The organism is Streptomyces panaciradicis (assembly GCF_023516615.1).
In the GTDB taxonomy this organism is placed as follows: Bacteria; Actinomycetota; Actinomycetes; order Streptomycetales; family Streptomycetaceae; genus Streptomyces; species Streptomyces panaciradicis.
Genome location: NZ_JAMGBF010000010.1, coordinates 1 through 22531 on the forward strand (window position 1 = coordinate 1; position 22531 = coordinate 22531).

At 70.0% G+C, this 22531-nt stretch carries 25 protein-coding genes; 5 read left to right on the forward strand and 20 right to left on the reverse strand.

Translation table 11 applies throughout. From position 1 onward, the window contains the following. Positions 1-208: 208 nt before the first annotated feature. Positions 209-1681, reverse strand: coding sequence for an NAD(P)H-hydrate dehydratase (locus M8J74_RS04095; protein WP_249835115.1), 1473 nt, complete (start codon positions 1679-1681; stop codon positions 209-211). Positions 1682-1734: 53 nt separating this feature from the next. Beyond that, complete coding sequence (locus M8J74_RS04100; protein WP_058923746.1) at positions 1735-2106, reverse strand: holo-ACP synthase; 372 nt, start codon at positions 2104-2106, stop codon at positions 1735-1737. Between the two features lie 189 nt (positions 2107-2295). Here M8J74_RS04100 and M8J74_RS04105 point away from each other — a divergent pair, with 189 nt between their 5' ends. Both M8J74_RS04105 and M8J74_RS04110 read left to right on the forward strand, forming a co-directional pair. Further along, entirely contained in the window at positions 2296-3231 is a 936-nt protein-coding gene (locus M8J74_RS04105; RefSeq protein ID WP_249835116.1) for a hypothetical protein, read from the forward strand. Positions 3232-3247: 16 nt separating this feature from the next. Next, positions 3248-5065 carry a M16 family metallopeptidase gene (locus M8J74_RS04110; protein WP_249835117.1) on the forward strand — a complete coding sequence of 606 codons (1818 nt, stop codon included), beginning with the start codon at positions 3248-3250 and terminating at the stop codon, positions 5063-5065. A gap of 7 nt (positions 5066-5072) precedes the next feature. Here M8J74_RS04110 and glmS read toward each other — a convergent pair whose 3' ends face one another. Continuing rightward, entirely contained in the window at positions 5073-6920 is a 1848-nt protein-coding gene (gene glmS, locus M8J74_RS04115; RefSeq protein ID WP_249835118.1) for a glutamine--fructose-6-phosphate transaminase (isomerizing), read from the reverse strand. A 166-nt stretch (positions 6921-7086) separates the two neighbouring features. Between glmS and coaA the strand changes: the two genes are divergently transcribed. Together coaA and M8J74_RS04125 are read left to right on the forward strand one after the other, a co-directional pair. Next, a complete protein-coding gene (gene coaA, locus M8J74_RS04120; RefSeq protein ID WP_249835119.1) occupies positions 7087-8055 on the forward strand; it encodes a type I pantothenate kinase in 969 nt (322 codons plus the stop codon). A gap of 16 nt (positions 8056-8071) precedes the next feature. Then, on the forward strand, positions 8072-9010 hold the full coding sequence (locus tag M8J74_RS04125) for a DUF389 domain-containing protein (RefSeq protein ID WP_249835120.1): 939 nt from the start codon (positions 8072-8074) through the stop codon (positions 9008-9010). Positions 9011-9119: 109 nt separating this feature from the next. Here M8J74_RS04125 and glmM read toward each other — a convergent pair whose 3' ends face one another. The 3 genes from glmM to rplM all read right to left on the reverse strand — a co-directional run bounded on the left by glmM (position 9120) and on the right by rplM (position 11659). Continuing rightward, positions 9120-10478, reverse strand: coding sequence for a phosphoglucosamine mutase (gene glmM, locus M8J74_RS04130; RefSeq protein ID WP_249835121.1), 1359 nt, complete (start codon positions 10476-10478; stop codon positions 9120-9122). Between the two features lie 183 nt (positions 10479-10661). Continuing rightward, complete coding sequence (gene rpsI, locus M8J74_RS04135; protein WP_058923751.1) at positions 10662-11174, reverse strand: 30S ribosomal protein S9; 513 nt, start codon at positions 11172-11174, stop codon at positions 10662-10664. Positions 11175-11215: 41 nt separating this feature from the next. Then, on the reverse strand, positions 11216-11659 hold the full coding sequence (gene rplM, locus M8J74_RS04140) for a 50S ribosomal protein L13 (RefSeq protein ID WP_058923752.1): 444 nt from the start codon (positions 11657-11659) through the stop codon (positions 11216-11218). A 325-nt stretch (positions 11660-11984) separates the two neighbouring features. Between rplM and M8J74_RS04145 the strand changes: the two genes are divergently transcribed. After that, positions 11985-12866 (forward strand): hypothetical protein, encoded by an 882-nt coding sequence (locus tag M8J74_RS04145; RefSeq protein WP_249835122.1) that lies wholly within the window; start codon positions 11985-11987, stop codon positions 12864-12866. Between the two features lie 24 nt (positions 12867-12890). Here the strand turns inward: M8J74_RS04145 and truA are convergent, their stop codons facing one another. The 14 genes from truA to rplR form a co-directional block, all read right to left on the reverse strand. Continuing rightward, entirely contained in the window at positions 12891-13748 is an 858-nt protein-coding gene (gene truA / locus M8J74_RS04150) for a tRNA pseudouridine(38-40) synthase TruA (protein WP_249835123.1), read from the reverse strand. Positions 13749-13899: 151 nt separating this feature from the next. Continuing rightward, the gene (rplQ, locus tag M8J74_RS04155) at positions 13900-14394 is read right to left on the reverse strand and encodes a 50S ribosomal protein L17 (protein WP_058923754.1); all 495 of its coding nucleotides are present in this window, start codon (positions 14392-14394) and stop codon (positions 13900-13902) included. 117 nt (positions 14395-14511) lie between these two features. Continuing rightward, on the reverse strand, positions 14512-15534 hold the full coding sequence (locus M8J74_RS04160) for a DNA-directed RNA polymerase subunit alpha (protein ID WP_003966937.1): 1023 nt from the start codon (positions 15532-15534) through the stop codon (positions 14512-14514). Between the two features lie 349 nt (positions 15535-15883). Then, a complete protein-coding gene (gene rpsK / locus M8J74_RS04165; RefSeq protein ID WP_003956432.1) occupies positions 15884-16288 on the reverse strand; it encodes a 30S ribosomal protein S11 in 405 nt (134 codons plus the stop codon). Between the two features lie 70 nt (positions 16289-16358). Beyond that, positions 16359-16739 (reverse strand): 30S ribosomal protein S13, encoded by a 381-nt coding sequence (gene rpsM, locus M8J74_RS04170; protein WP_020135802.1) that lies wholly within the window; start codon positions 16737-16739, stop codon positions 16359-16361. Between the two features lie 194 nt (positions 16740-16933). After that, positions 16934-17047: a 50S ribosomal protein L36 gene (gene rpmJ, locus M8J74_RS04175; protein ID WP_003998809.1), complete on the reverse strand. Its 114-nt coding sequence runs from the start codon at positions 17045-17047 to the stop codon at positions 16934-16936. Between the two features lie 59 nt (positions 17048-17106). Continuing rightward, positions 17107-17328 (reverse strand): translation initiation factor IF-1, encoded by a 222-nt coding sequence (gene infA, locus M8J74_RS04180; RefSeq protein WP_003948620.1) that lies wholly within the window; start codon positions 17326-17328, stop codon positions 17107-17109. Positions 17329-17588: 260 nt separating this feature from the next. Then, complete coding sequence (map, locus tag M8J74_RS04185; RefSeq protein WP_249835124.1) at positions 17589-18425, reverse strand: type I methionyl aminopeptidase; 837 nt, start codon at positions 18423-18425, stop codon at positions 17589-17591. 98 nt (positions 18426-18523) lie between these two features. Further along, positions 18524-19186: an adenylate kinase gene (locus M8J74_RS04190; protein WP_249835125.1), complete on the reverse strand. Its 663-nt coding sequence runs from the start codon at positions 19184-19186 to the stop codon at positions 18524-18526. Then, positions 19186-20499, reverse strand: coding sequence for a preprotein translocase subunit SecY (gene secY, locus M8J74_RS04195; protein WP_249835126.1), 1314 nt, complete (start codon positions 20497-20499; stop codon positions 19186-19188). Before secY ends, M8J74_RS04190 begins: the two co-directional genes overlap by 1 nt. Positions 20500-20861: 362 nt before the next feature. Continuing rightward, a complete protein-coding gene (rplO, locus tag M8J74_RS04200; RefSeq protein ID WP_003974249.1) occupies positions 20862-21317 on the reverse strand; it encodes a 50S ribosomal protein L15 in 456 nt (151 codons plus the stop codon). Positions 21318-21319: 2 nt separating this feature from the next. Beyond that, positions 21320-21502: a 50S ribosomal protein L30 gene (gene rpmD, locus M8J74_RS04205; RefSeq protein WP_003974250.1), complete on the reverse strand. Its 183-nt coding sequence runs from the start codon at positions 21500-21502 to the stop codon at positions 21320-21322. Positions 21503-21504: 2 nt separating this feature from the next. Beyond that, positions 21505-22110, reverse strand: coding sequence for a 30S ribosomal protein S5 (gene rpsE, locus M8J74_RS04210; protein ID WP_058923758.1), 606 nt, complete (start codon positions 22108-22110; stop codon positions 21505-21507). A gap of 36 nt (positions 22111-22146) precedes the next feature. After that, positions 22147-22530: a 50S ribosomal protein L18 gene (rplR, locus tag M8J74_RS04215; protein WP_030745253.1), complete on the reverse strand. Its 384-nt coding sequence runs from the start codon at positions 22528-22530 to the stop codon at positions 22147-22149. Position 22531 lies beyond the last annotated feature (1 nt).

Below are 22531 nucleotides of genomic sequence, written 5' to 3' on the forward strand. Positions count from 1 at the left end.
CGGCAGCGGCGGGGAGGCCGGCGCCGACGGACAGGGCGGTGGCCGCGATGAGCAGCACCGCGACGCCTCGGTGGGCGATTCGTCGTCTGATCATCCCATCAGAGAAACGCGGCGATACGGCCGATCGGGGATGCCGCGCGGCCGGGTCACCCTTATTGCGGAGCCGTGCCGCCGGGGCCGCCCTCGCGCTTCCCCGCGGCGCACCGGGTCACCTGCGGACGTCCCGCCAGGCCGCCGGGATCGCCTCCGCGACGTCGTGCGCCCCCGCCGGCGCGCCGTCCGCCGCGAACCGCCCGGCCAGGCCGTGCAGGTACGCCGCCACGCTGCCCGCGTCCAGCGCCGACAGCCCCGAGGCCAGCAGCGACCCGGCGAGTCCCGACAGCACGTCCCCGCTGCCGGCGGTGGCCAGCCAGGACGTGCCGGTCGCGTTGACCCGTACGGGCGCACCCCCCGGGGCGGCGACGAGCGTGGTCGACCCCTTCAGCAGCACGGTCGCCCGGTACTTCGCCGCGAGCTCCCGCACCCACTTCAGCCGGGCCCCCTCGACCTCCTCGCGCGCGACACCGAGCAGGGCGGCGGCCTCCCCGGCGTGCGGGGTCATGAGCGTGGGCGCACGCCGTTCCCGTACGACGTCCAGGTCGGCGAGCCGCAGCCCGTCCGCGTCGATCAGCACCGGCACGTCGGCCTCCAGCACCTCGGCGACGGTCCCGGCGTCGTCCCCGGCGCCGGGTCCGACCACCCACGCCTGCACCCGGCCGGCCTTGTGCGGCCCCTGGTCCGACACGAGCGTCTCGGGGAACCGGGAGACGACGGCGTTCCCGGCGGGCCCGACGTACCGGACGGCGCCCGCGCCGCCGCGCAGCGCACCGGAGACGGCGAGGACGGCGGCGCCCGGATACCGGGCCGACCCGGCGGCGATCCCCACCACTCCGCGCCGGTACTTGTCGCTCTCGGCGCCAGGCGCCGGCAGCAGCGCGGCCACGTCGGCGTGCTGCAAAGCCTCCAGTTCGGGCCGCGCGGGCAGCACAGCGTCCAGTCCGATGTCGACGAGCCGCACGGAACCGGCGTACTCGCGCGCGGGATCGATGAGCAGGCCGGGCTTGTGCGTGCCGAAGGTGACGGTGAGGTCGGCGCGGAGGGCGGCGCCCGGCACCTCCCCGGTGTCGGCGTCGACACCGCTGGGCAGGTCGACGGCGACGACGGACGCCCCGGACTCGGCGACGACCCCGGCCAGCCGCTCCGCCTCCGGCCGCAGTCCGCCCGTGCCGCCGATGCCCACGATGCCGTCGAGGACGAGGTCCGCGCGCAGGACCGCCTCCTCCACCCGGTCGACGCCCGCGGCCGCGGCGGACCCGGTGCCGCTCCCGGCTCCCACGACCCGGCCGCCGGCCCGCCGCAACGCCGCGAGCCCTCCGGCGTGCACACGCTCGGGCGTCAGCAGTACGGCCGCGACCGCCGCCCCGCGCCGGGCGAGCCGCGCACCGGCGTACAGGGTGTCGCCCCCGTTGTCCCCGCTCCCGACGAGCAGCACGACCCGGCTGCCGTAGACCCGCCCGAGCAGTTCGGCCGACGCGGCGGCGAGCCCCGCCGCGGCCCGCTGCATCAACGCGCCTTCCGCAACCCGGGCCATGAGCTCCCGCTCGGCACCCCTGACCGTCTCCACGCAGTACGCAGTACGCATACGCCGAGTCTGCCCCGAACCCCCCACCACCCGCACTCGCCCCCGGGACAGTCCTAGCCCTCCGCGATCACCACCGCCGACGCCACCCCCGCGTCATGGCTCAACGACACGTGCCAGGACCGCACGCCCAGTTCCGCCGCCTTCGCCGCCACGCTCCCCTTCACCCGCAGCCGCGGCCGCCCGCTGTCCTCGACGTACACCTCGGCGTCGGTCCACAGCAGGCCGGCCGGCGCGCCGAGGGCCTTGGCGAGGGCCTCCTTGGCGGCGAACCGGGCGGCGAGCGAGGCGACCCCGCGGCGCTCCCCGCTCGGCAACAGCAACTCGTCCCGCAGGAAAAGCCGTTCGGCCATCCCGGGCGTACGCTTCAGCGACGCCTCGAACCGCTCGATCTCGGCCACGTCGATACCGACCCCGATGATGCTCATGCCGAGCACATTAAGGCGCCGGGCGGCCCGCGCCGGACCACGTCAACTCGAGCCGTCCGAAAGGCCGTAGCGGCTGCGCGAAATCCCGGTCCCCTCCTGTCACACCCCCCTGCTAGCCTGCGAAGCCTCTCGCGCGCCTGGGGGCCGGTTCGCGCGCTCTTTTCATCGATCCGTCAAGGGGGCGCCCGTATGGGCGAAAGCACGGTGAGTGATCCGTTCGACGCGTTGCCCGGGCTGGCGCCGTTGCGGGCCGCCGCGTGGGACGACGACTGGGCGGCCACGCAGGACTTCTTCGCCGGGATCGGGGACAGTGCCGCCGACGTCTCGTTCGCCGCGGGACTCCTCGCGGGCGTGGAGCGCACGGAGGCGTATCTGGAACGGGCAGCGAAGGCGCTGCCCGCCGACCCCCTCCCCCGCACCCTCCTCGCGGAGCGGTACGTCCGCATCGGCTGGCGCATCCGCAGCGGCGCCCGGGCCGAGCGGGTCTCGCGGGACCAGTTCGCCCAGTTCCACGACTGGCTGCGCAAGGCCGAACTGCTGCTGATCGAGGTGTGCGCGCAGCACCCGGAGTACGGCCCCGCCTGGACCGCCCGGCTGCTGACCGCCCGCGGCCTGGAGCTGGGGCAGTCGGAGGCGCGGCGGCGTTACGACCGGCTGGCGGAGCACCATCCGCACCTCTTCCGGGCGCAGTCGCAGCTGTTGCAGCAGCTGTGCCCCAAGTGGAGCGGCTCCTGGGAGGCCGCGCACGGTTTCGCCAGGGACACGGCGGCGGCCGCGCCTCCCGGCTCCCCCGCAGGAGCCCTGATCGCCGAGGCCCACATCGAGCACTGGCTCGACCTGGGCGGCGCCGCGGCCACCGAGTACCTGCGCGACGTGGCGGTCCGCAACGAACTGCGCGAGGCCGCCGGAATGTCCGTACTGCATCCCGGCCACCGGCCGGGATGGCACTCGCTAGGCGGCCACAGCGCCTTCGCGCTCGCCTTCTCGCTCGGCGGTCATCTCCGGGACGCGGCACGGCACTTCACCGCCCTGGGCGACACGGTCTCCGAGTCGTTCTGGCAGTACCTGCCCGACTGGAAGAACCGTTTCGCGACCTACCGCACGGCCGCGTCGGCGACGCTCTGAGGACGGGGACGACGACATGACCACCCAGGACATGACCGCACAGGACACGAGCGCGCCCGACGTGCCCCACGCGCCCGACGCCACGGCGCAGCCGGACCTCGCCGCGCTCGACGGCCTCGTCGGTCACACCACCGTGGACGGCATCCCGGCCCTGTTCGCGCCCCGCCCCGGCCCCCTGACCGCCGGTCTCCTCTTCCGGGTGGGCCGGGCCGACGAGACCCTGCCCACCACCGGCGTCACCCACCTCGTCGAGCACCTCGCCCTGCACCGCCTGGGCCTGTCCGACCTGCACTACAACGGCGCCACGGCGGACGCGTACACCCTCTTCCACGTCACCGGCGACGAGGACGAGGTCGTCACCTACCTCAACGGCGTCCGCGCGGCCCTGCGCGACCTCCCGCTGGAGCGGCTGGAGACCGAGAAGGAGATCCTCCGCACGGAGGCGGGCAGCCGCGGCAACGGCCCGCTGTCACAGATGCCGCTGTGGCGCTACGGCGCCCAGGGCTACGGCCTCGCGAGCTACGACGAACTCGGCACCCGGAGTCTGACGGCCGACCAGGTGCGGCACTGGGCCGAGACCCGCTTCACCCGGGACAACGCCGTGCTGTGGCTCACCGGCGACCGGCTGCCCGAGGGCCTGGACCTCACCCTGCCCGCCGGCCGCCGCTTCCCCGCCCCGGCCGCCACCGACGCGCTGCCCGTCACACCCGCCTACATCCGCGGCGACGACGGCCACGTCGTCTTCACCTCCGTGGTGCGCCGCTCCACCGCCGCCGCCGTGTTCGCCGAGGTCCTGGGCCGCGCCCTCTTCAAGGACCTGCGTCAGCAGGGCGGCTACTCCTACTCCGCGGAGGCCGACTACACCCCGCGGGACGCCGACTTCGCCACCCTCACCGCGTACGCCGACGCGCTGCCGCAGAAGCAGGACGCGGCACTCGGCGGCTTCGTCGACGTCTTCGCCCGGCTGCGCGCGGGCCGCGTCGAGCAAGCCGAACTGGACTCCGCGCGCGGCAAGTTGCGGAGGCGCTACGAGGTGCCCGACCTCGGCGCGGCCCTGCTGCCGTCGTACGCGCACAGCCTGCTGCTCGGCCACCGGCTGCTGACCCCCGAACGGCACCGGGCCGAGCTGGAGGCGGTCACCGTGGAGGACCTGTGCGAGGTGGCCCGCGCGGCCTGGGACGGCGGGCTGCTCCAGGTGCCGACGCGCGGCGCCGAGTGGGCGGGCCCGACCCCGGCCCCGCAGTACTCGGAGACCGGGGTGTCCGGCACCCTGCACCCCTCGCTGGACGACGACGACGTCACTTTGGTCATCGGGGACACCGGTGTGACGCTGTCCCTGCCCGCCGGCCTGGTGACCGTCCGGTACGACGCCTGCGCCGCGATGACCACCCGTCCCGACGGGGCCCGGTACCTCACCGGCCTCGACGGCTTCCGCGTGGCCGTGGAACCGACCCTGTACGGCGATGTCACGCCCGAGCGGATCGCGGTCCTGGACGCGGCCGTGCCCGACGAGGCGGTGGTCCCGCTGCCGGCCCGCAGGGAGGAGGAGATCCCGCGGCCGCGGGAGCGGAGGGCCACTGCGCCGGCCGCCGGCACCGAGACCCCGGCGGCGAAGGAGAAGAGGGCGTGGAAGTGGTCCCTCGGGCTCCTGCTGATACTGGGCGTGGACGCGTTGTTCGGGGCAGGCGTACTGCTCACCGCCGTCCAGCTGGCCGAGTCCGCCGCACCGCGTTGGAGCCGTCTTCTGCCGGCGGTCGTTCCGGGCATCCTGCTCCTGCGCATCACGTACCGGACGTACCTGAGCGCGCAGGGCGCCGCCGAACGGCGCACCTGAACCGCGCCTACTCCACCGTCACCGACTTCGCCAGGTTGCGCGGCTGGTCCACCTCGTTGCCGCGGGCCGTGGCCAGTTCGCAGGCGAAGACCTGCAGGGGGACCGTCGCCACCAGGGGCTGCAGCAGCGTCGGGGTGACCGGGATGCGGATGAGGTGGTCGGCGTACGGCACCACGGCCTCGTCGCCCTCCTCCGCGATGACGATGGTCCGCGCGCCGCGGGCCCGGATCTCCTGGATGTTGGAGACGATCTTGTCGTGGAGGACGGAACGCCCGCGCGGCGAGGGCACGACCACCACCACCGGCAGGTCCTCCTCGATGAGGGCGATCGGGCCGTGCTTCAGCTCCCCCGCCGCGAACCCCTCCGCGTGCATGTAGGCGAGCTCCTTCAGCTTCAGCGCGCCCTCCAGCGCCACCGGGTAGCCCACGTGCCGCCCCAGGAACAGCACCGTGTTCTTGTGGGCCAGGCCGCGCGCCAGCGCCCGCACCGGCTCCATGGTCTCCAGCACCCGCTCGACCTCGCCGGAGATCTGGGACAGGTCCCGGATGACGGCGGTGATCTCGTCGCCCCACTTGGTGCCGCGCACCTGCCCCAGGTACAGCGCCACCAGATAGCAGGCCACCAGCTGGGTCAGGAACGCCTTGGTCGAGGCGACCGCCACCTCCGGACCGGCGTGCGTGTACAGCACCGCGTCCGACTCCCGCGGAATCGTCGAGCCGTTGGTGTTGCAGATCGCCAGCACCTTGGACCCCTGCTGCCGCGCGTGCCGCAGCGCCATCAGCGTGTCCATGGTCTCCCCGGACTGCGAGATGGCGATCACCAGCGAGCGCGCGCCCAGGATCGGGTCCCGGTACCGGAACTCGCTCGCCAGCTCCACCTCGCACGGGATGCGCGTCCAGTGCTCGATGGCGTACTTGGCGATCAGCCCGGCGTGGAAGGCCGTACCGCACGCGACGATGACGACCTTGTCGACCTCGCGCAGCTCGGCGTCGGAGATCCGCACCTCGTCCAGGGTCAGCGAGCCCGCGGCGTCGATGCGCCCCAGCAGTGTGTCGGCGACCGCCTTGGGCTGCTCGGCGATCTCCTTGAGCATGAAGTAGTCGTAGCCACCCTTCTCGGCGGCCGACGCGTCCCAGTCGACGTGGTACGAGCGCACCTCGGCCGGACGCCCGTCGAAGCCGGTCACCGTCACCCCGTCGCGGCGCAGCTCCACGACCTGGTCCTGGCCCAGCTCGATCGCGGAGCGCGTGTGCGCGATGAACGCGGCGACGTCGGAGGCCAGGAACGCCTCGCCCTCGCCGACGCCGACCACCAGCGGGGAGTTCCGCCGCGCCCCCACCACCATGTCCGGCTCGTCGGCGTGCACCGCGACCAGCGTGAACGCCCCCTCCAGGCGCCGGCACACCAGCCGCATCGCCTCCGCCAGGTCCGCGCAGGAGGAGAACTCCTCCGCCAGCAGATGCGCGACCACCTCGGTGTCGGTCTCGGAGGCCAGCTCGTGGCCCCGCTCCTCCAGCTCGGCCCGCAGCACCGCGAAGTTCTCGATGATCCCGTTGTGGACGACGGACACCCGGCCCGCGTTGTCGAGATGGGGGTGGGCGTTGGCGTCGGTCGGTCCGCCGTGCGTGGCCCAGCGGGTGTGCCCGATGCCGGTGGAACCCGTCGGCAGCGGCCGGTCGACCAGCTCCTTCTCCAGGTTCACCAGCTTCCCGGCCCTCTTCGCGGCCGCCAGCCCGCCGTCCGCCAGCACGGCGACACCGGCCGAGTCGTACCCCCGGTACTCCAGCCGCTTCAGTCCGGCCATCACGACATCCAGCGCCGACTGCGACCCCACGTATCCCACGATTCCGCACATGGGCGGCAGCCTACGGGCGAACCGGCGCCCGAAAGAGGCTCAGCGTGCCCGGATTCGGAAATTACCACGGCCATACGAACCCCCGGCGGGAAAAGCGTGACGCACCCCACCCGCCATCGCGTTCAAACTCCGTTAACAATGGACTGTGATCTCTCCGGTCAACTCGATGCCCCGGAGCGCCCACCGGCGAGGGCCGGAGGCGACTCCCTACGTCGACCTCACCCGTTCCGAGTGGAGCGCGTTGCGGGACAAGACGCCGCTGCCGCTGACCGCCGAGGAGGTCGAGAAACTACGCGGCCTCGGTGACGTCATCGACCTCGACGAGGTGCGGGACATCTACCTCCCGCTGTCCCGCCTGCTCAACCTGTACGTGGGCGCCACCGACGGCCTCAGAGGCGCCCTGAACACCTTCCTCGGCGAGCAGGGCTCCCAGTCCGGCACCCCCTTCGTGATAGGGATCGCCGGCTCGGTGGCCTGCGGCAAGTCGACCGTCGCCCGGCTGCTGCAGGCCCTGCTCTCCCGCTGGCCCGAGCACCCGCGCGTCGAGCGCGTCACCACGGACGGCTTCCTGCTGCCGACCCGGGAGCTCCAAGCCCGCGGGCTGATGTCGAGGAAGGGGTTCCCCGAGTCCTACGACCGCCGGGCCCTGACCCGGTTCGTCGCCGACGTCAAGGCGGGCAAGGACGAGGTCACCGCGCCCGTCTACTCCCACCTCATCTACGACATCGTCCCGGGCGAGAAGCTCGTCGTGCGCCGGCCCGACATCCTGATCGTCGAGGGCCTGAACGTCCTCCAGCCCGCCCTGCCCGGCAAGGACGGCCGCACCCGCGTCGGCCTCGCCGACTACTTCGACTTCAGCGTGTACGTCGACGCGAGCGCCGAGGACGTCGAGAGCTGGTACCTCAACCGCTTCAAGAAGCTGCGCCAGACCGCCTTCCAGGACCCCAACTCGTACTTCCGCAAGTACACCCAGGTCTCCGAGGAGGAGGCCCTCGACTACGCCCGCACGCAGTGGCGCACCATCAACAAGCCCAACCTGGTGGAGAACATCGCCCCCACCCGCGGCCGCGCCACCCTGGTGCTGCGCAAGGGCCCGGACCACACGGTGCAGCGGCTGCGACTGCGCAAGCTCTGACCGTTAGTCTGCGCCCATGCTGCACCTGCGCCTGATCACACCGTCCGACACGACGGACGACGTGGTCCGCCTGATCGAGAAGACGGTCGGCACCACCCACCTCGTCGTCGTCCCCGGCGCCGCCCGCAACCCCGCCGGGGACGTCGTGATGTGCGACGTGGCCCGGGAGGCCGGCGACGAACTCCTCAGCGGGCTGCAGAAACTGGGCCTGGACAACACCGGTTCGATCGCCGTGGAGAACATCGACCTGTCGCTGTCGAGGCGGGCCGACAAGGCGGAGGCGGAGGCCCCGGGCGAGGGCGCGGACGCCGTCCTGTGGGAGCACCTGACCGACGCCACCCACGAGGAGTCGACGCTCTCCGCCACCTACCTCGCGTTCATCACGCTCGCCACGATGATCGCGGCCTGCGGTGTCGTCCTGGACAACGCGATCCTCATCGTGGGCGCGATGGCGGTCGGCCCGGAGTTCGGGCCCCTCGCCGGCATCTGCACGGCGATCGTGCAGCGCGCCCCGCGCCTGGCGCTGCGGTCACTCATAGCGCTGCTGGCGGGCTTCGCCGCGGCGATGCTGCTGACGGTCGGCTTCAGCCTGTTCATGGACGCGGTCGGCCTGTTCAGCAAGGCCCAACTGGAGGCGGACCGGCCCAACACGGACTTCATCTACGCCCCGGACTGGTTCTCGTTCGTGGTCGCGGTCCTGGCCGGCGCGGCGGGCACCCTCTCCCTGACCTCCGCCAAGTCGGGCGCCCTGGTCGGCGTCGCCATCTCGGTGACGACGGTCCCGGCCGCCGCCAACGCGGCGGTGGCCCTGATCTACAGCGACACCAACCAGGCGGTGCGCTCCTCGGAACAGCTCCTGCTGAACCTTCTGGGCATCGTCCTGGCAGGCACCCTGACCCTGCTCACCCAGAAGTGGCTGTGGTCCACACAACGCGGGAAGCGCAACGCCGTTTAGGGACGCGGGGCTCTGCTCGATGTGCGGCTCCGCCGCGCGGGCGCGATCAACCACGACCGCGCAGCAGCCCGCGAGGACAGCACCCCCACCCCGAACCCGCCGAACGCCCTTACCCCAGCGCCGACTTCACCGCGTCAGCCAGCCGCCCCGCCACAGACCGAGCCTGCTCGATGTCCGCGGCCTCCACCATCACCCGCACCAGCGGCTCGGTCCCCGACGGCCGCAGCAGCACCCGCCCGGTGGACCCGAGCTCCCGCTCGGCCTCGGCGACGGCGGACGCCAGCTCGGCCGACGTACCGACCCGGGACCTGTCCACGTCCGGCACATTGATCAGTACCTGCGGCAGCCGCTCCATCACGGACGCGAGCTCCTGCAGCGACCGCCCGGTCCGGGCGACCCGAGCGGCGAGCATCAGCCCGGTCAGCGTCCCGTCGCCGGTCGTCGCGTGGTCGAGGATGATCACGTGCCCGGACTGCTCGCCGCCGAGCGCGTACCCGTGCTGCTTCATCTCCTCCAGGACGTAGCGGTCCCCCACCGCCGTCTGGATGAGCTTGAGCCCCTCCCGCTCCAGCGCCAGCTTGAAGCCGAGGTTGGACATGACGGTCGCGACGACCGTGTCGGACCGCAGCACCGAGCGCTCCCGCATGTCGAGCGCGAGCACGGCGAGAATCTGGTCGCCGTCGACCTCGGCCCCCGTGTGGTCCACGGCCAGGCACCGGTCGGCGTCACCGTCGTGGGCGATGCCCAGCGCGGCCCCGTGCTCGACGACGGCCGCCTTCAGCTTGTCCAGGTGGGTGGAGCCGCAGCCGTCGTTGATGTTCAGCCCGTCCGGCTCGGCGCCGATCGTGACGACCTCGGCCCCGGCCCGCGAGAACGCCTCGGGCGACACCCGGGCAGCGGCGCCGTGCGCCTCGTCGAGGACGATCCGCAGCCCGTCCAGCCGGTTCGGCAGTACGGCGATGAGATGGGCGACGTACTGGTCGAACCCCTCGTCGTAACTCCGCACCCGCCCCACGCCCGCGCCGGTCGGCCGCTCCCAGGGCTCACCGTGCCGGTGGGCGTCGTACACCGCCTCGATCCGGTCCTCCAGCTCGTCGGCGAGCTTGTGGCCGCCGCGGGCGAAGAACTTGACGCCGTTGTCGGGCATGGCGTTGTGGCTGGCGGACAGCATGACGCCCAGGTCGGCGCCGAGCGCGCCGGTCAGGTACGCGACGGCGGGCGTGGGCAGCACTCCGACCCGCAGCACGTCGACGCCGGCGCTCGCGAGACCCGCGACCACCGCGGCCTCCAGGAACTCCCCGGACGCACGCGGATCGCGTCCGACGACCGCCGTCGGCCGGTGGCCCTCGAACGTACCCGCCTCGGCCAGCACGTGCGCCGCCGCCACCGACAGACCGAGTGCCATCTCGGCGGTCAGATCCGCGTTGGCGACGCCCCGCACGCCGTCCGTGCCGAAGAGTCGTCCCACTTGTCCTCCTGAGAAAGCGTCAGCTGTTGCAGGCGTACCGGCAGCCCGACATTCCGGCATCCGATCACACAAGCCTCTGAGCATCTTGTGCCGTTATACGCCCACGACGGTGATAAACGAACGCCCCGGTCGGCACTGTGGCGTGCCGCCGGGGCGTTCGGAGTACGTGCAGGCAGCTGGTGATTAGCGCTTGCTGTACTGCGGGGCCTTGCGGGCCTTCTTCAGACCGGCCTTCTTACGCTCGACCGCACGGTCGTCGCGGCGGAGGAAGCCGGCCTTCTTGAGCGGGCCGCGGTTGTTGTCGACGTCGGCCTCGTTCAGCGCGCGGGCGACACCGAGACGGAGCGCACCGGCCTGGCCGGAGACACCGCCACCGGCGATGCGGGCGATGACGTCGTAGCGACCCTCGAGCTCGAGCACCTTGAAGGGCTCGTTGACTTCCTGCTGGTGCACCTTGTTCGGGAAGTAGTCCTCGAGGGTGCGACCGTTGATCTTCCACTTGCCGGAGCCCGGGACGATCCGGACGCGGGCGATGGCGTTCTTGCGACGGCCCAGGCCGGCGGCCGGCTGCGGGTCGCCGAAGCGGGAGGCCATGGACTCGGAGGTGTACTCGCCCTCGACGGGGACGTCCGACTCCGTGGTGTAGCTGTCGATGTCAAGCTCTTCGAGCGGCTGCTCGGCAGTGGTCTCGGCCACGATTCTCCTCAGATTCTCTTCAGGCTTTGGGGTGGCCGGACTTACTGCGCGACCTGGGTGATCTCGAACGGCTGCGGCTGCTGCGCGCCGTGCGGGTGCTGGTCACCCTTGTAGACCTTCAGCTTCGAGAGCATCTGACGGCCCAGCGTGTTCTTGGGGAGCATGCCCTTGACGGCCTTCTCGATGGCCTTCTCGGGGTTCTTGTCCAGCAGCTCGTCGTAACGGACGGAGCGCAGACCACCCGGGTAGCCGGAGTGGCGGTACGCCATCTTCTGGGTCCGCTTGTTGCCGGAGAGGTGCACCTTGTCGGCGTTGATGATGATGACGAAGTCACCGGTGTCGACGTGGGGCGCGTAGATCGGCTTGTGCTTGCCGCGGAGAAGAGACGCGGCGGTCGTGGCCAGACGGCCCAGGACGACGTCCTGAGCGTCGATGACGTGCCACTGGCGAGTCACATCGCCAGGCTTGGGGCTGTATGTACGCACTTCGCAGCCTTAATCTTCAGTGGATGGGTGCTGACACATGGCATCACTGAAGCGATCGTGCAGCTGGGGACGACAATGGCCGGGGACGCTGCCCGTATGCCGCCCACTGGTAACTGCTCCAGGGAACCTAGGTACCGGTCTCTCGCGTGAGAACGAGCGAGCCAATACACAACGAAGATGCAGGATACCGGGGCGCCCCCGGACGGGTCAAAACGAGGCCGCGCCACCCTCGTGCGGCCGAGATGTGCACCCCTGTCGCAAAGGTCCCCGGGAGCCTCGCCGGAGCCACACCGGCCCCCTCCGTACCCCGTCTAAGATGCGCCCCATGAGCTTTGGGCAGCAGGGGGGTCCCCAGTCTCAATGGGATCCCTGGAAACCGAACTCCCAGCAGCCGTGGAGCAGCGGCGGTGACGGCCAGACACCGGACTGGGCGGCGCTCGCGGAGGCGTCCGAGACGCGCAACAAGCGGCGCCGGCTGCTGTTCATCGGCGGCGGGGCACTGGCCACCCTCGCGATAGGCACCGCCGTCGCGATGGCCGTGGTGTCCGCGAACGGCGACAACAAGGCCTCCGGCGACCCGTCGAACCTGCCGGCCAGCGCGTCCATCCCGGGCAGCACCGCCACCGCCCCCTCCTTCGCGCCGACCAGCGCGCCGCCGCCGCTGGACCCGAAGGAGTTCATCTCCAGCAAGGCCAAGGACACGGCGCCGCTCAGCGCGGCCCTGCTCTTCCCGGGCGCCCGGCTGACCATGGGCTCGACGGTCTACCAGAAGGGCGCCACGGCCGACACCAACAACTGCGCCTCGGCCGTCCAGGGCACCTACGTGAATCTCCTCACGGCCGGCAAGTGCACCCGTCTGATGCGCGTGACGTACCAGAAGGACGGCGTCGCGGTGACGGTCGGCGTGGCCGTGTTCGACACGGAGGCCCAGGCGACCAAGGTGAAGGGCACGGCGGACAAGAAGGGCTTCGTCAAGCCGCTCGCGGGCGACGGCGTTAAGGCCTTCTGCAACGCCGCGACCTGCCGCACGACGGTCAACTCCTACGGCCGGTACGCCTACTTCACCACCGGCGGCTTCCTGAACGGCAAGGACGTCACGAACAAGGACACGAAGGTGTTCTCGACCGGCGACGACCTGCAGACGTTCACGTTCCGCCAGATCCGCAGGCGCGGCGAGGCCCAGGCGTCGGCCGCGGCGACCGAGTAGCACGCGAGGCTCCCGGCGCCGCGGTCAGCAGCAGGCCGCCCCCGGGAGCGTCCGCCTGTTGCGGGCCTCCTTGTTCCGGGCGGCCAGCAGCTCGTCGGCCGGATAGCCGACCTCCTCCAGCGTCAGCCCGTGCGGTCGTACGACATGGACGGCCGAGTCCCTGACGCCCGCGGCCAGCACCTTGCCCGGCCACTCCGGGCCCCGGTGCCCGTCGCCGACGAACAGCAGCGCCCCGATCAGCGAGCGCACCATGTTGTGGCAGAAGGCGTCGGCCCGCACGGTGGCGGTGATGATCCCGTCCTCGCCCCGCTCCAGGCTCAGCTTCTGCAGCGTGCGGATGGTGGTCGCGCCCTCCCGCTTCTTGCAGTACGCGGCGAAGTCGTGCTCGCCGAGCAGCCGCAGGGCCGCCTCGTTCATGGCGTCGACGTCGAGCGGCCAGTCGTGCCACAGGACGTGGTTGCGCAGCAGCGGATCGACGCCGCCGGGGTTGTCCGTCACCCGGTACGCGTAGCGCCGCCAGACGGCCGAGAAGCGGGCGTTGAAGCCGCTGGGCGCCTCTCTGAGGGCCCAGACGCGTACGTCCCTGGGCAGCCGCCCGGCGAGCCGCTTGAGCAGCTTCTGGTGGTGTTCACGCCAGACCGGCTCCGGCAGGTCGACGTGCGCCACCTGTCCCCGGGCGTGCACCCCGGCGTCCGTCCGCCCGGCGACGGTCAGCTCGTACGTCGTCTCCCCCGACCGCGTCACCGTCCGCAGGGCGCCCTCGATCTCCCCCTGCACGGTCCGCCGCCCGCCGGCCTGCTTGGCCCAGCCGGAGAAGTCGGTGCCGTCGTAGGACAAGTCGAGGCGTACACGTACGTAACCGGGCTGCACTTCGTCACTCACACGGAGATCCTCTCAGGAACAGCGAGTGGGCCCGTCCCAGAAAGGAACGGGCCCACTGTCGCGCCCCTTCAGGGGCGCGGGGCTGTGCTCATATGCGGCTACCGCCGCGCGAGCGCGACCAGCCACTACGGACCGGCAGCCCCAGGACGGCTTACGCCTCCTCGGCCTCCGGCTTCGCGTCCTCGACGACCTCGTCGGCCTTGGTGTCCTCGGCCTTGGCCTCCTCGGACTCCTTGACCGCACGCTTCGTCGCGGCCTCGGCCTCGCCGGTCGCCTGCTGTGCCACCGTCAGCGCCTCGACCAGCTCGATGACAGCCATGGGCGCGTTGTCGCCACGGCGGTTACCGATCTTGGTGATGCGGGTGTAGCCACCGGGACGGTTCTCGTAGCGCGGGCCGATCTCGGTGAAGAGCGTGTGCACGATGCTCTTGTCCGTGATCACCTGGAGCACCTGACGGCGGTTGTGAAGGTCGCCCTTCTTCGCCTTGGTGACCAGACGCTCGGCGTACGGGCGCAGCTTGCGCGCCTTCGCCTCGGTGGTGGTGATACGGCCGTGCTCGAAGAGCGACTTCGCGAGGTTCGCGAGGAGCAGCTTCTCGTGCGCGGCACTGCCGCCCAGACGGGCACCCTTGGTGGGCTTCGGCATTGTTCTTCTCCTGTGTGTCTGCCCCGGCCGTGTCAGGTACCGGGGTCAGGAACCCGATGAGCGGATGCTCACCGGCATCGACCGATCAAGCACTGATCAGCGCTGATCAGCACTGACTCAGTACTGCTCGGTCTCCACGAAACCCGCGTCCGCGTCGTCGTCGGCGCCGAAGGCGTCGGCGGCGGCCGTGGGGTCGAATCCGGGCGGGCTGTCCTTGAGGGCCAGGCCCATGCCGGCCAGCTTCGCCTTGACCTCGTCGATGGACTTCGCACCGAAGTTGCGGATGTCCAGGAGGTCGGCCTCGGAACGCGCCACGAGCTCACCCACGGAGTGGATGCCCTCGCGCTTGAGGCAGTTGTAGGAGCGGACCGTGAGCTCCAGCTCCTCGATCGGCAGCGCCAGGTCGGCGGCAAGAGCGGCGTCCGTGGGGGACGGGCCCATGTCGATGCCCTCGGCGTCGATGTTCAGCTCGCGGGCGAGACCGAACAGCTCGACCAGGGTCTTGCCGGCGGAGGCCATGGCGTCACGGGGACGCATCGCCTGCTTGGTCTCGACGTCGACGATCAGCTTGTCGAAGTCGGTGCGCTGCTCGACACGGGTCGCCTCGACCTTGTACGTGACCTTCAGCACGGGGCTGTAGATGGAGTCGACCGGGATACGGCCGATCTCCTGGCCCACCTGCTTGTTCTGCACGGCGGAGACGTAACCGCGGCCGCGCTCGACCGTGAGCTCCATCTCCAGCTTGCCCTTGCCGTTGAGCGTGGCGAGGACCAGGTCGGGGTTGTGCACCTCGACACCGGCCGGGGGCGCGATGTCGGCGGCGGTGACCAGACCCGGGCCCTGCTTGCGCAGGTACATCACGACCGGCTCGTCGTGCTCCGAGGAGACGACCAGCTGCTTGATGTTGAGGATCAGGTCGGTGACGTCCTCCTTGACGCCCGGCACGGTGGTGAACTCGTGCAGGACGCCGTCGATGCGGATGCTGGTGACAGCGGCACCGGGGATCGACGACAGGAGGGTGCGGCGGAGGGAGTTGCCGAGGGTGTAGCCGAAGCCCGGCTCCAGCGGCTCGATCACGAACCGGGAGCGGAACTCGTCGACGACCTCTTCGGTCAACGAGGGACGCTGAGCGATCAGCATGTGTGGATCAGATCCTTCTTTCGTGGACGCCCGCTATTTGACGCCCGACGGAAACCGCGCCCGTGAAAAGCGCGGGTACTGCAAGGGTACGGGCGATACCGCCCCTTTACGGAGCCGTACCGCCCGAATCCTGAAAGCGACCGTGCGTCAGACGCGGCGGCGCTTCGGCGGACGGCAGCCGTGCTGCGACTTGTGGGGGACGACCCCCACACCCCCAGCCGACAGCCGAGCCACCGTGAGCCTGCGCGTCAGACGCGGCGGCGCTTCGGCGGACGGCAGCCGTGCTGCGACTTGTGGGGGACGACCCCCACACCCCCAGCCGACAGCCGAGCCACCGTGAGCCTGCGCGTCAGACGCGGCGGCGCTTCGGCGGACGGCAGCCGTTGTGCGGGGTCGGGGTGACGTCCTGGATGGAGCCGACCTCGAGGCCCGTGGCCTGCAGGGAGCGGATCGCGGTCTCACGACCGGAGCCCGGGCCCTTGACGAACACGTCGACCTTGCGCATGCCGTGCTCCTGGGCGCGGCGGGCAGCCGACTCGGCGGCCATCTGCGCGGCGAACGGCGTGGACTTCCGGGAGCCCTTGAAGCCGACGTGGCCGGCGGAGGCCCAGGAGATCACGTTGCCGGACGGGTCCGTGATGGAGACGATCGTGTTGTTGAACGTGCTCTTGATGTGCGCGTGGCCGTGAGCGACGTTCTTCTTTTCCTTGCGGCGCACCTTCTTGGCAGCGCCCTGACGACCCTTGGGGGGCATCTACAAACTCCTACGGGGAGGTGGTCGGTCCTACAGCGAAGACCGCTGATGAAGCGTTGTCCGCTGAGGACTACTTCTTGCCCGGCTTCTTCTTGCCGGCGATGGCGCGACGCGGGCCCTTGCGGGTGCGGGCGTTGGTGCTGGTGCGCTGACCGCGGACGGGCAGACCACGACGGTGACGGAGACCCTGGTAGCAGCCGATCTCGACCTTGCGGCGGATGTCGGCCTGGATCTCGCGACGGAGGTCACCCTCGGTCTTGATGTTGTTGTCCACGTACTCGCGGATCGCGACGAGCTGCTCTTCGCTCAGGTCACGAACTCGGGTGTTCGGGTCGATACCCGTCTCCGCAAGCGTCTGCTGCGAAAGGGTCCGGCCGATGCCGAACACGTAGGTGAGGGCGACCTCCACGCGCTTTTCGCGCGGGATGTCAACACCGGAAACGCGTGCCACTTCAATGGCTCCTGGTGATCTTCGGAGGTCTTCCGCAGAACCGGTTCCCGGCCGCCGTATCAGGTACGAACCGGGTCCCCGGCCTCCGAACCGGGGGTGTCAGGCCGTGTCGGCCTGGGTCCTGCGTATGAACAATTCAGCTCGCGTCGCGCGAATCCCTGCGATGTCGATGCAGAGGGACGGTCGATCGTGCGTCAGCCCTGGCGCTGCTTGTGGCGCGGGTTCTCGCAGATGACCATGACCCGACCGTGACGGCGGATCACCCTGCACTTGTCGCAGATCTTCTTGACGCTCGGCTTGACCTTCATGGGATTGAGGTTCTCCGGGTCAGTGCCACCACCCCGCCGAAGCGGGATGCGGGCAAGATCTACTTGTAGCGGTAGACGATCCGGCCACGCGTCAGGTCGTACGGAGACAGCTCCACCACGACCCGGTCGTCAGGGAGGATGCGGATGTAGTGCATACGCATCTTGCCGCTGATGTGTGCCAGGACCTGGTGGCCGTTCTGGAGCTCGACCTTGAACATGGCGTTCGGAAGAGACTCGACGACAGTGCCCTCGATCTCGATGGCACCTTGCTTCTTGGCCACGCTTCGCCCTTCGAATCGACTACCTTGATCGACTCTCCTGCTTTTCCCCTGAGGGCGCATGCGGACATGCGGGTGCACGAGAGCCGACGAGTCAGTCTACGTCAGCGCCCCCCGAAAGACGAATCGAGGAAGGATGCCCCAAGGGGGAGATCCTTAAGCGCGCCGGGCTGTGGCGCCCCGTAGGGGCGCGGGGAACTGCGCGACGAGCCACGACGGGCCGGCGGCCGCCGACGCACGGCGCACCCCGGCACGGGCAGCGCTCAGCCCAGCGGGTCCGGCGCGGCCGTGACCCCGTGCTCGGCCAGCTTGGCCTTGCCCCCGTCGGGGGCCGTGAGGACCAGCGGGCCCTCCTCGGTCAGCGCGACCGAGTGCTCCCAGTGCGAGGACCAGGTGCCGTCGGTGGTGATGACCGTCCAGTCGTCGGAGAGGACCTCGGTCCTGGGCGTGCCCAGGGACACCATCGGCTCGATGGCCAGGCAGAAGCCGGGGACCAGCTTCGGCCCCTTGCCCCGCCGGCGGTCGACGTAGTTCAGCAGGTGCGGGTCCATGTGCATCTCGGTGCCGATGCCGTGGCCGCCGTAGTCCTCGATGATCCCGTACTTGCCGCCGCCCGGCTTCGGCTGGCGGCGGATGTACGTCTCGATGGCCCGCGAGACGTCGACGAGCCGGTTGCCCTGCTTCATGGCCGCGATGCCGGCCCACATCGACTCCTCCGTGACCCGGGAGAGCTCGATCAGCTCAGGGGCGTGGCCGGAGCCCACGAAGGCCGTGTACGCGGCGTCTCCGTGCCAGCCGTCGATGATGGCGCCGCAGTCGATGGAGATGATGTCGCCGTCCTTGAGGACGACGTCGTCGGAGGGGATGCCGTGGACGACGACCTCGTTGACGGAGGTGCAGATCGTCGCGGGGAAGCCGCCGTAGCCGAGGAAGTTGGGCTTGGCGTTGTGCTCGGCGAGGACCTTGCGGGCGACCTCGTCCAGGTCCTTGGTGGTGGCTCCGGGCACCGCCGCCTCACGGGTGGCCGCGTGGATGGCGGCCACGACCAGGCCCGCCTCACGCATCTTGGCGATCTGCTCGGGGGTCTTGATCTGCACCATGGGGGCCTGCGCTCTCCGTCACTCACGTCGTCCGATTACGTACACAACAGTACGGCCGTGACGCCCGAACGGGTGCCACGGCCGTACCGGACGGGCGTCTACTTGCCGTCGTCCTCGCGCTTGAGCGCCTCCAGGGCGCGCTGCGTGATCTCGTCCACCGGGCCCAGGGAGGAGATCGTCACGACCAGACCCTGTGCCTTGTAGTAGTCGATGATCGGCTCGGTCTGCGTGTGGTAGACCTCGAGCCGCTTGCGCACGGTCTCCTCGGAGTCGTCGTCACGCTGGTACAGCTCGCCGCCGCAGACGTCGCAGACGCCTTCCTTCTTGGCGGGGCTGTAGGAGACGTGGAAGACGTGCGCCGAGTCGTTGCGGCAGATGCGCCGGCCGGCGATCCGCTTCACGACCTCTTCCTCGGGGACTTCGAGGTCGAGGACCGCGTCCAGCTTGATGGTCTCGGTCTTGAGCAGCTCGTCGAGCGCCTCGGCCTGCGAGACGTTGCGCGGGAAACCGTCCAGCAGGAAGCCGTTCTCGGCGTCCGGCTGCTCCATGCGGTCCTTCGCCATCGCGATGGTGACCTCGTCCGGCACCAGGTTGCCGGCGTCCATGTAGGACTTCGCGAGTTTCCCGAGCTCCGTCTGCCGGCTGATGTTGGCGCGGAACAGATCGCCCGTGGAGATGTGCGGGATCGAGAGCTTCCCGGCGAGGCGGGTGGCCTGCGTGCCCTTTCCGGCACCGGGCGGCCCGACGAGGACGATTCGCATCAGCGGAGGAACCCTTCGTAATTGCGCTGCTGGAGCTGGCTCTCGATCTGCTTCACCGTCTCGAGACCGACACCCACGATGATCAGGATGCTGGTCCCGCCGAACGGGAAGTTCTGGCTTGCCCCAAAGCCCACCAACGCCATCGTCGGCACGAGAGCGATCAGTCCCAGATACAGCGAACCCGGCCAGGTGATCCGGTTGAGCACGTAACTGAGGTACTCAGCGGTCGGTCGGCCAGCCCGGATGCCCGGGATGAAGCCACCATACTTCTTCATGTTGTCCGCGACTTCCTCGGGGTTGAAGGAGATCGCCACGTAGAAGAACGCGAAGAACACGATGAGCAAGAAGTACGAAACGATGTAAATCGGGTGGTCGCCCTTGGTCAGATTCTGCTCGACCCAGGTCTTCCAGCCCGACTTGCTGCTGGAGAACTGCGCGACCAGCGCCGGAATGTAGAGCAGCGACGACGCGAAGATGACGGGAATCACACCCGCCTGGTTCACCTTCAGCGGGATGTACGTGGACGTACCGCCGTAGGACCGGCGGCCGATCATGCGCTTCGCGTACTGCACCGGGATGCGGCGCTGGGCCTGCTCGACGAAGACGACCAGGCCGACCATGACCAGGCCGACGAGGATGACGGTGCTGAACTCGATCCAGCCGTCGGCCAGCTTGCCCTGCTTCTTGATGGCCCACAGCGCGGACGGGAAGGTCGCGGCGATCGAGATGAACATCAGGATCGACATGCCGTTGCCGATGCCGCGGTCGGTGATCAGCTCGCCGAGCCACATGACGACGGCGGTGCCGGCGGTCATGCAGATGACCATCGTGATGGTGCTGAAGATCGAGCGGTCCGGCACGATCTGGCCGGCGACCTGGCAGCCGCTGAACAGCGCGCCGCTGCGCGCGGTGGCGACCAGACCGGTGCCCTGCAGGATGGCGAGCGCCACGGTCAGATAACGGGTGTACTGCGTGATCTTCGCGGTACCGGCCTGACCCTCCTTCTTGAGGGCTTCCAGGCGCGGGATGACCACGGTCAGCAGCTGCAGGATGATGCTCGCCGTGATGTAGGGCATGATGCCGAGGGCGAAGACGGTGACCTGGAGCAGCGCGCCACCGCTGAACATGTTGATCATGCCGAAGAGGCCCTGGTTGCCCGAGGCCTCCTTCACGCACTCCTGGACGGCCGTGTAGGACACGCCCGGGATCGGGATGTGGGTACCTACGCGGTAGACCACGATGATGCCCAGCGTGAAGAGCAGCTTCTTGCGCAGGTCGGGCGTCTTGAACGCCCGGGCGAACGCGGTGAGCACGGTTCCTCCTGCGACCCCCGCGCCGCGCGCGGCAGGGACTAGTCGTCTGACATGGCCCAGAGGGCCGAACGATGTTTTCTACCACCCCGACACCGAACGGCATACCTCGCGCGGGCACAGGTGGACTTACGGACTCTAACAGCGCCTGCGCAGCCAGGTGAAGTTCGTGCGGAGGACGGCAGGTCAAGGGTGAGTCAGTTACGGGCCGGTGGAGATCCGCATCATCACCCGGGTGTGGTCACAGCACGTTGACACCCGGGCCTCCGACCGTATGTTTCCGGCCACTTTCTACGGCAGAGGCCGGGCAGCTCCCCGTGGAGAACTGCCCGGCCTCTGTACGTGTGCGACGGTGTCGCCGGAACTCAGACGAGCTCGGTGACCGTACCGCCGGCGGCGGTGATCTTCTCCTTGGCGGAGCCGGAGACGGCGTCGACCGTCACCTGCAGCGCCACGGAGATCTCACCCTGGCCGAGGACCTTGACGAGGCTGTTCTTGCGAACGGCACCCTTGGCCACCAGACCCTCGACGGTGACCTCGCCACCCTCGGGGTAGAGCGCGGCCAGCTTGTCGAGGTTCACGACCTGGAACTCGGTCTTGAACGGGTTCTTGAAGCCCTTCAGCTTCGGAAGACGCATGTGGAGGGGCATCTGGCCACCCTCGAAGCGCTCCGGAACCTGGTAGCGGGCCTTGGTGCCCTTGGTACCACGACCGGCCGTCTTACCCTTCGACGCCTCACCACGACCGACACGGGTCTTGGCGGTCTTGGCGCCCGGGGCGGGACGGAGGTTGTGGATCTTGAGCGGGTTGTTCTCCGCCATGATCAGTCGACCTCCTCGACCGTCACGAGGTGGCGGACGGTGTGCACCATGCCGCGGAACTCGGGGCGGTCCTCCTTGACGACCTGCGTGTTGATGCCCTTGAGACCAAGGGAACGCAGGGTGTCACGGTGGTTCTGCTTGCTGCCGATGTAGGACTTGACCTGCGTGATCTTGAGCTGAGCCATGATCACACACCCGCCCCGGCACGAGCGCGCAGCAGAGCCGCGGGGGCGACGTCCTCCAGCGGCAGACCGCGGCGGGCCGCGATCTCCTCGGGACGCTGCAGACCCTTCAGGGCCTCCACGGTCGCGTGCACGATGTTGATCGCGTTGTCGGAGCCGAGCGACTTCGACAGCACGTCGTGGATACCGGCGCACTCGAGCACGGCGCGCACCGGACCACCGGCGATAACACCGGTACCCGGGGACGCGGGCTTGAGCAGCACGACGCCGGCAGCCTTCTCACCCTGGATGGGGTGCGGGATGGTGCCCTGGATACGGGGGACCTTGAAGAAGTGCTTCTTGGCCTCCTCAACACCCTTGGCGATGGCGGCCGGCACCTCCTTGGCCTTGCCGTAACCGACACCCACGGTGCCGTCACCGTCGCCCACCACGACCAGCGCGGTGAAGCTGAAGCGACGACCACCCTTCACAACCTTGGCGACGCGGTTGATCGCGACGACGCGCTCAACGTACGCGGTCTTCTCGGCGGCAGCAGCGCCGCCGTCACGGCCCTTCCGGTCCCGCCGCTCGCCGCCACCGGCACCGCTTCCGCGGCGCTGGGGTCCAGCCATTGGATTACCTCTCTCTTTCCGCTAGCTACAAGCGGCTCAGAACTTGAGCCCGGCCTCGCGGGCGGCGTCCGCCAGGGCGGCGATGCGCCCGGCGTACTGGTTGCCACCACGGTCGAACACCACGGCCTCGACACCGGCGGCCTTGGCACGCTCGGCGACCAGGGCGCCGACCTGCTTGGCCTGCGCGGACTTGTCGCCCTCGCCACCGCGGATCGAGCTGTCCAGCGTGGACGCCGAAGCCAGGGTGTGGCCCTTCAGGTCGTCGATCACCTGCGCCACGATGTGGCGGTTGGAGCGGGTCACGACCAGACGCGGACGCTCCGCCGTACCGGAGAGGTTCTTGCGAATCCGGATGTGGCGGCGCTTGATCGCGGCGCGCTTGTAGGCGTCGCCCTTGAGGATCTTCTGTCCGTATGCCATG

Coding starts and splice junctions, on each gene's coding strand:
- M8J74_RS04095 (WP_249835115.1), bottom strand. CDS start 1,681: ATGCGTACTGCGTACTGCGTGGAGACGGTCAGGGGTGCCGAGCGGGAG.
- M8J74_RS04100 (WP_058923746.1), bottom strand. CDS start 2,106: ATGAGCATCATCGGGGTCGGTATCGACGTGGCCGAGATCGAGCGGTTC.
- M8J74_RS04105 (WP_249835116.1), top strand. CDS start 2,296: ATGGGCGAAAGCACGGTGAGTGATCCGTTCGACGCGTTGCCCGGGCTG.
- M8J74_RS04110 (WP_249835117.1), top strand. CDS start 3,248: ATGACCACCCAGGACATGACCGCACAGGACACGAGCGCGCCCGACGTG.
- glmS (WP_249835118.1), bottom strand. CDS start 6,920: ATGTGCGGAATCGTGGGATACGTGGGGTCGCAGTCGGCGCTGGATGTC.
- coaA (WP_249835119.1), top strand. CDS start 7,087: ATGCCCCGGAGCGCCCACCGGCGAGGGCCGGAGGCGACTCCCTACGTC.
- M8J74_RS04125 (WP_249835120.1), top strand. CDS start 8,072: ATGCTGCACCTGCGCCTGATCACACCGTCCGACACGACGGACGACGTG.
- M8J74_RS04145 (WP_249835122.1), top strand. CDS start 11,985: ATGAGCTTTGGGCAGCAGGGGGGTCCCCAGTCTCAATGGGATCCCTGG.
- rplQ (WP_058923754.1), bottom strand. CDS start 14,394: ATGCCGAAGCCCACCAAGGGTGCCCGTCTGGGCGGCAGTGCCGCGCAC.
- M8J74_RS04160 (WP_003966937.1), bottom strand. CDS start 15,534: ATGCTGATCGCTCAGCGTCCCTCGTTGACCGAAGAGGTCGTCGACGAG.
- rpsK (WP_003956432.1), bottom strand. CDS start 16,288: ATGCCCCCCAAGGGTCGTCAGGGCGCTGCCAAGAAGGTGCGCCGCAAG.
- rpmJ (WP_003998809.1), bottom strand. CDS start 17,047: ATGAAGGTCAAGCCGAGCGTCAAGAAGATCTGCGACAAGTGCAGGGTG.
- map (WP_249835124.1), bottom strand. CDS start 18,425: ATGGTGCAGATCAAGACCCCCGAGCAGATCGCCAAGATGCGTGAGGCG.
- M8J74_RS04190 (WP_249835125.1), bottom strand. CDS start 19,186: ATGCGAATCGTCCTCGTCGGGCCGCCCGGTGCCGGAAAGGGCACGCAG.
- rplO (WP_003974249.1), bottom strand. CDS start 21,317: ATGGCGGAGAACAACCCGCTCAAGATCCACAACCTCCGTCCCGCCCCG.
- rpmD (WP_003974250.1), bottom strand. CDS start 21,502: ATGGCTCAGCTCAAGATCACGCAGGTCAAGTCCTACATCGGCAGCAAG.
- rpsE (WP_058923758.1), bottom strand. CDS start 22,110: ATGGCTGGACCCCAGCGCCGCGGAAGCGGTGCCGGTGGCGGCGAGCGG.
- rplR (WP_030745253.1), bottom strand. CDS start 22,530: ATGGCATACGGACAGAAGATCCTCAAGGGCGACGCCTACAAGCGCGCC.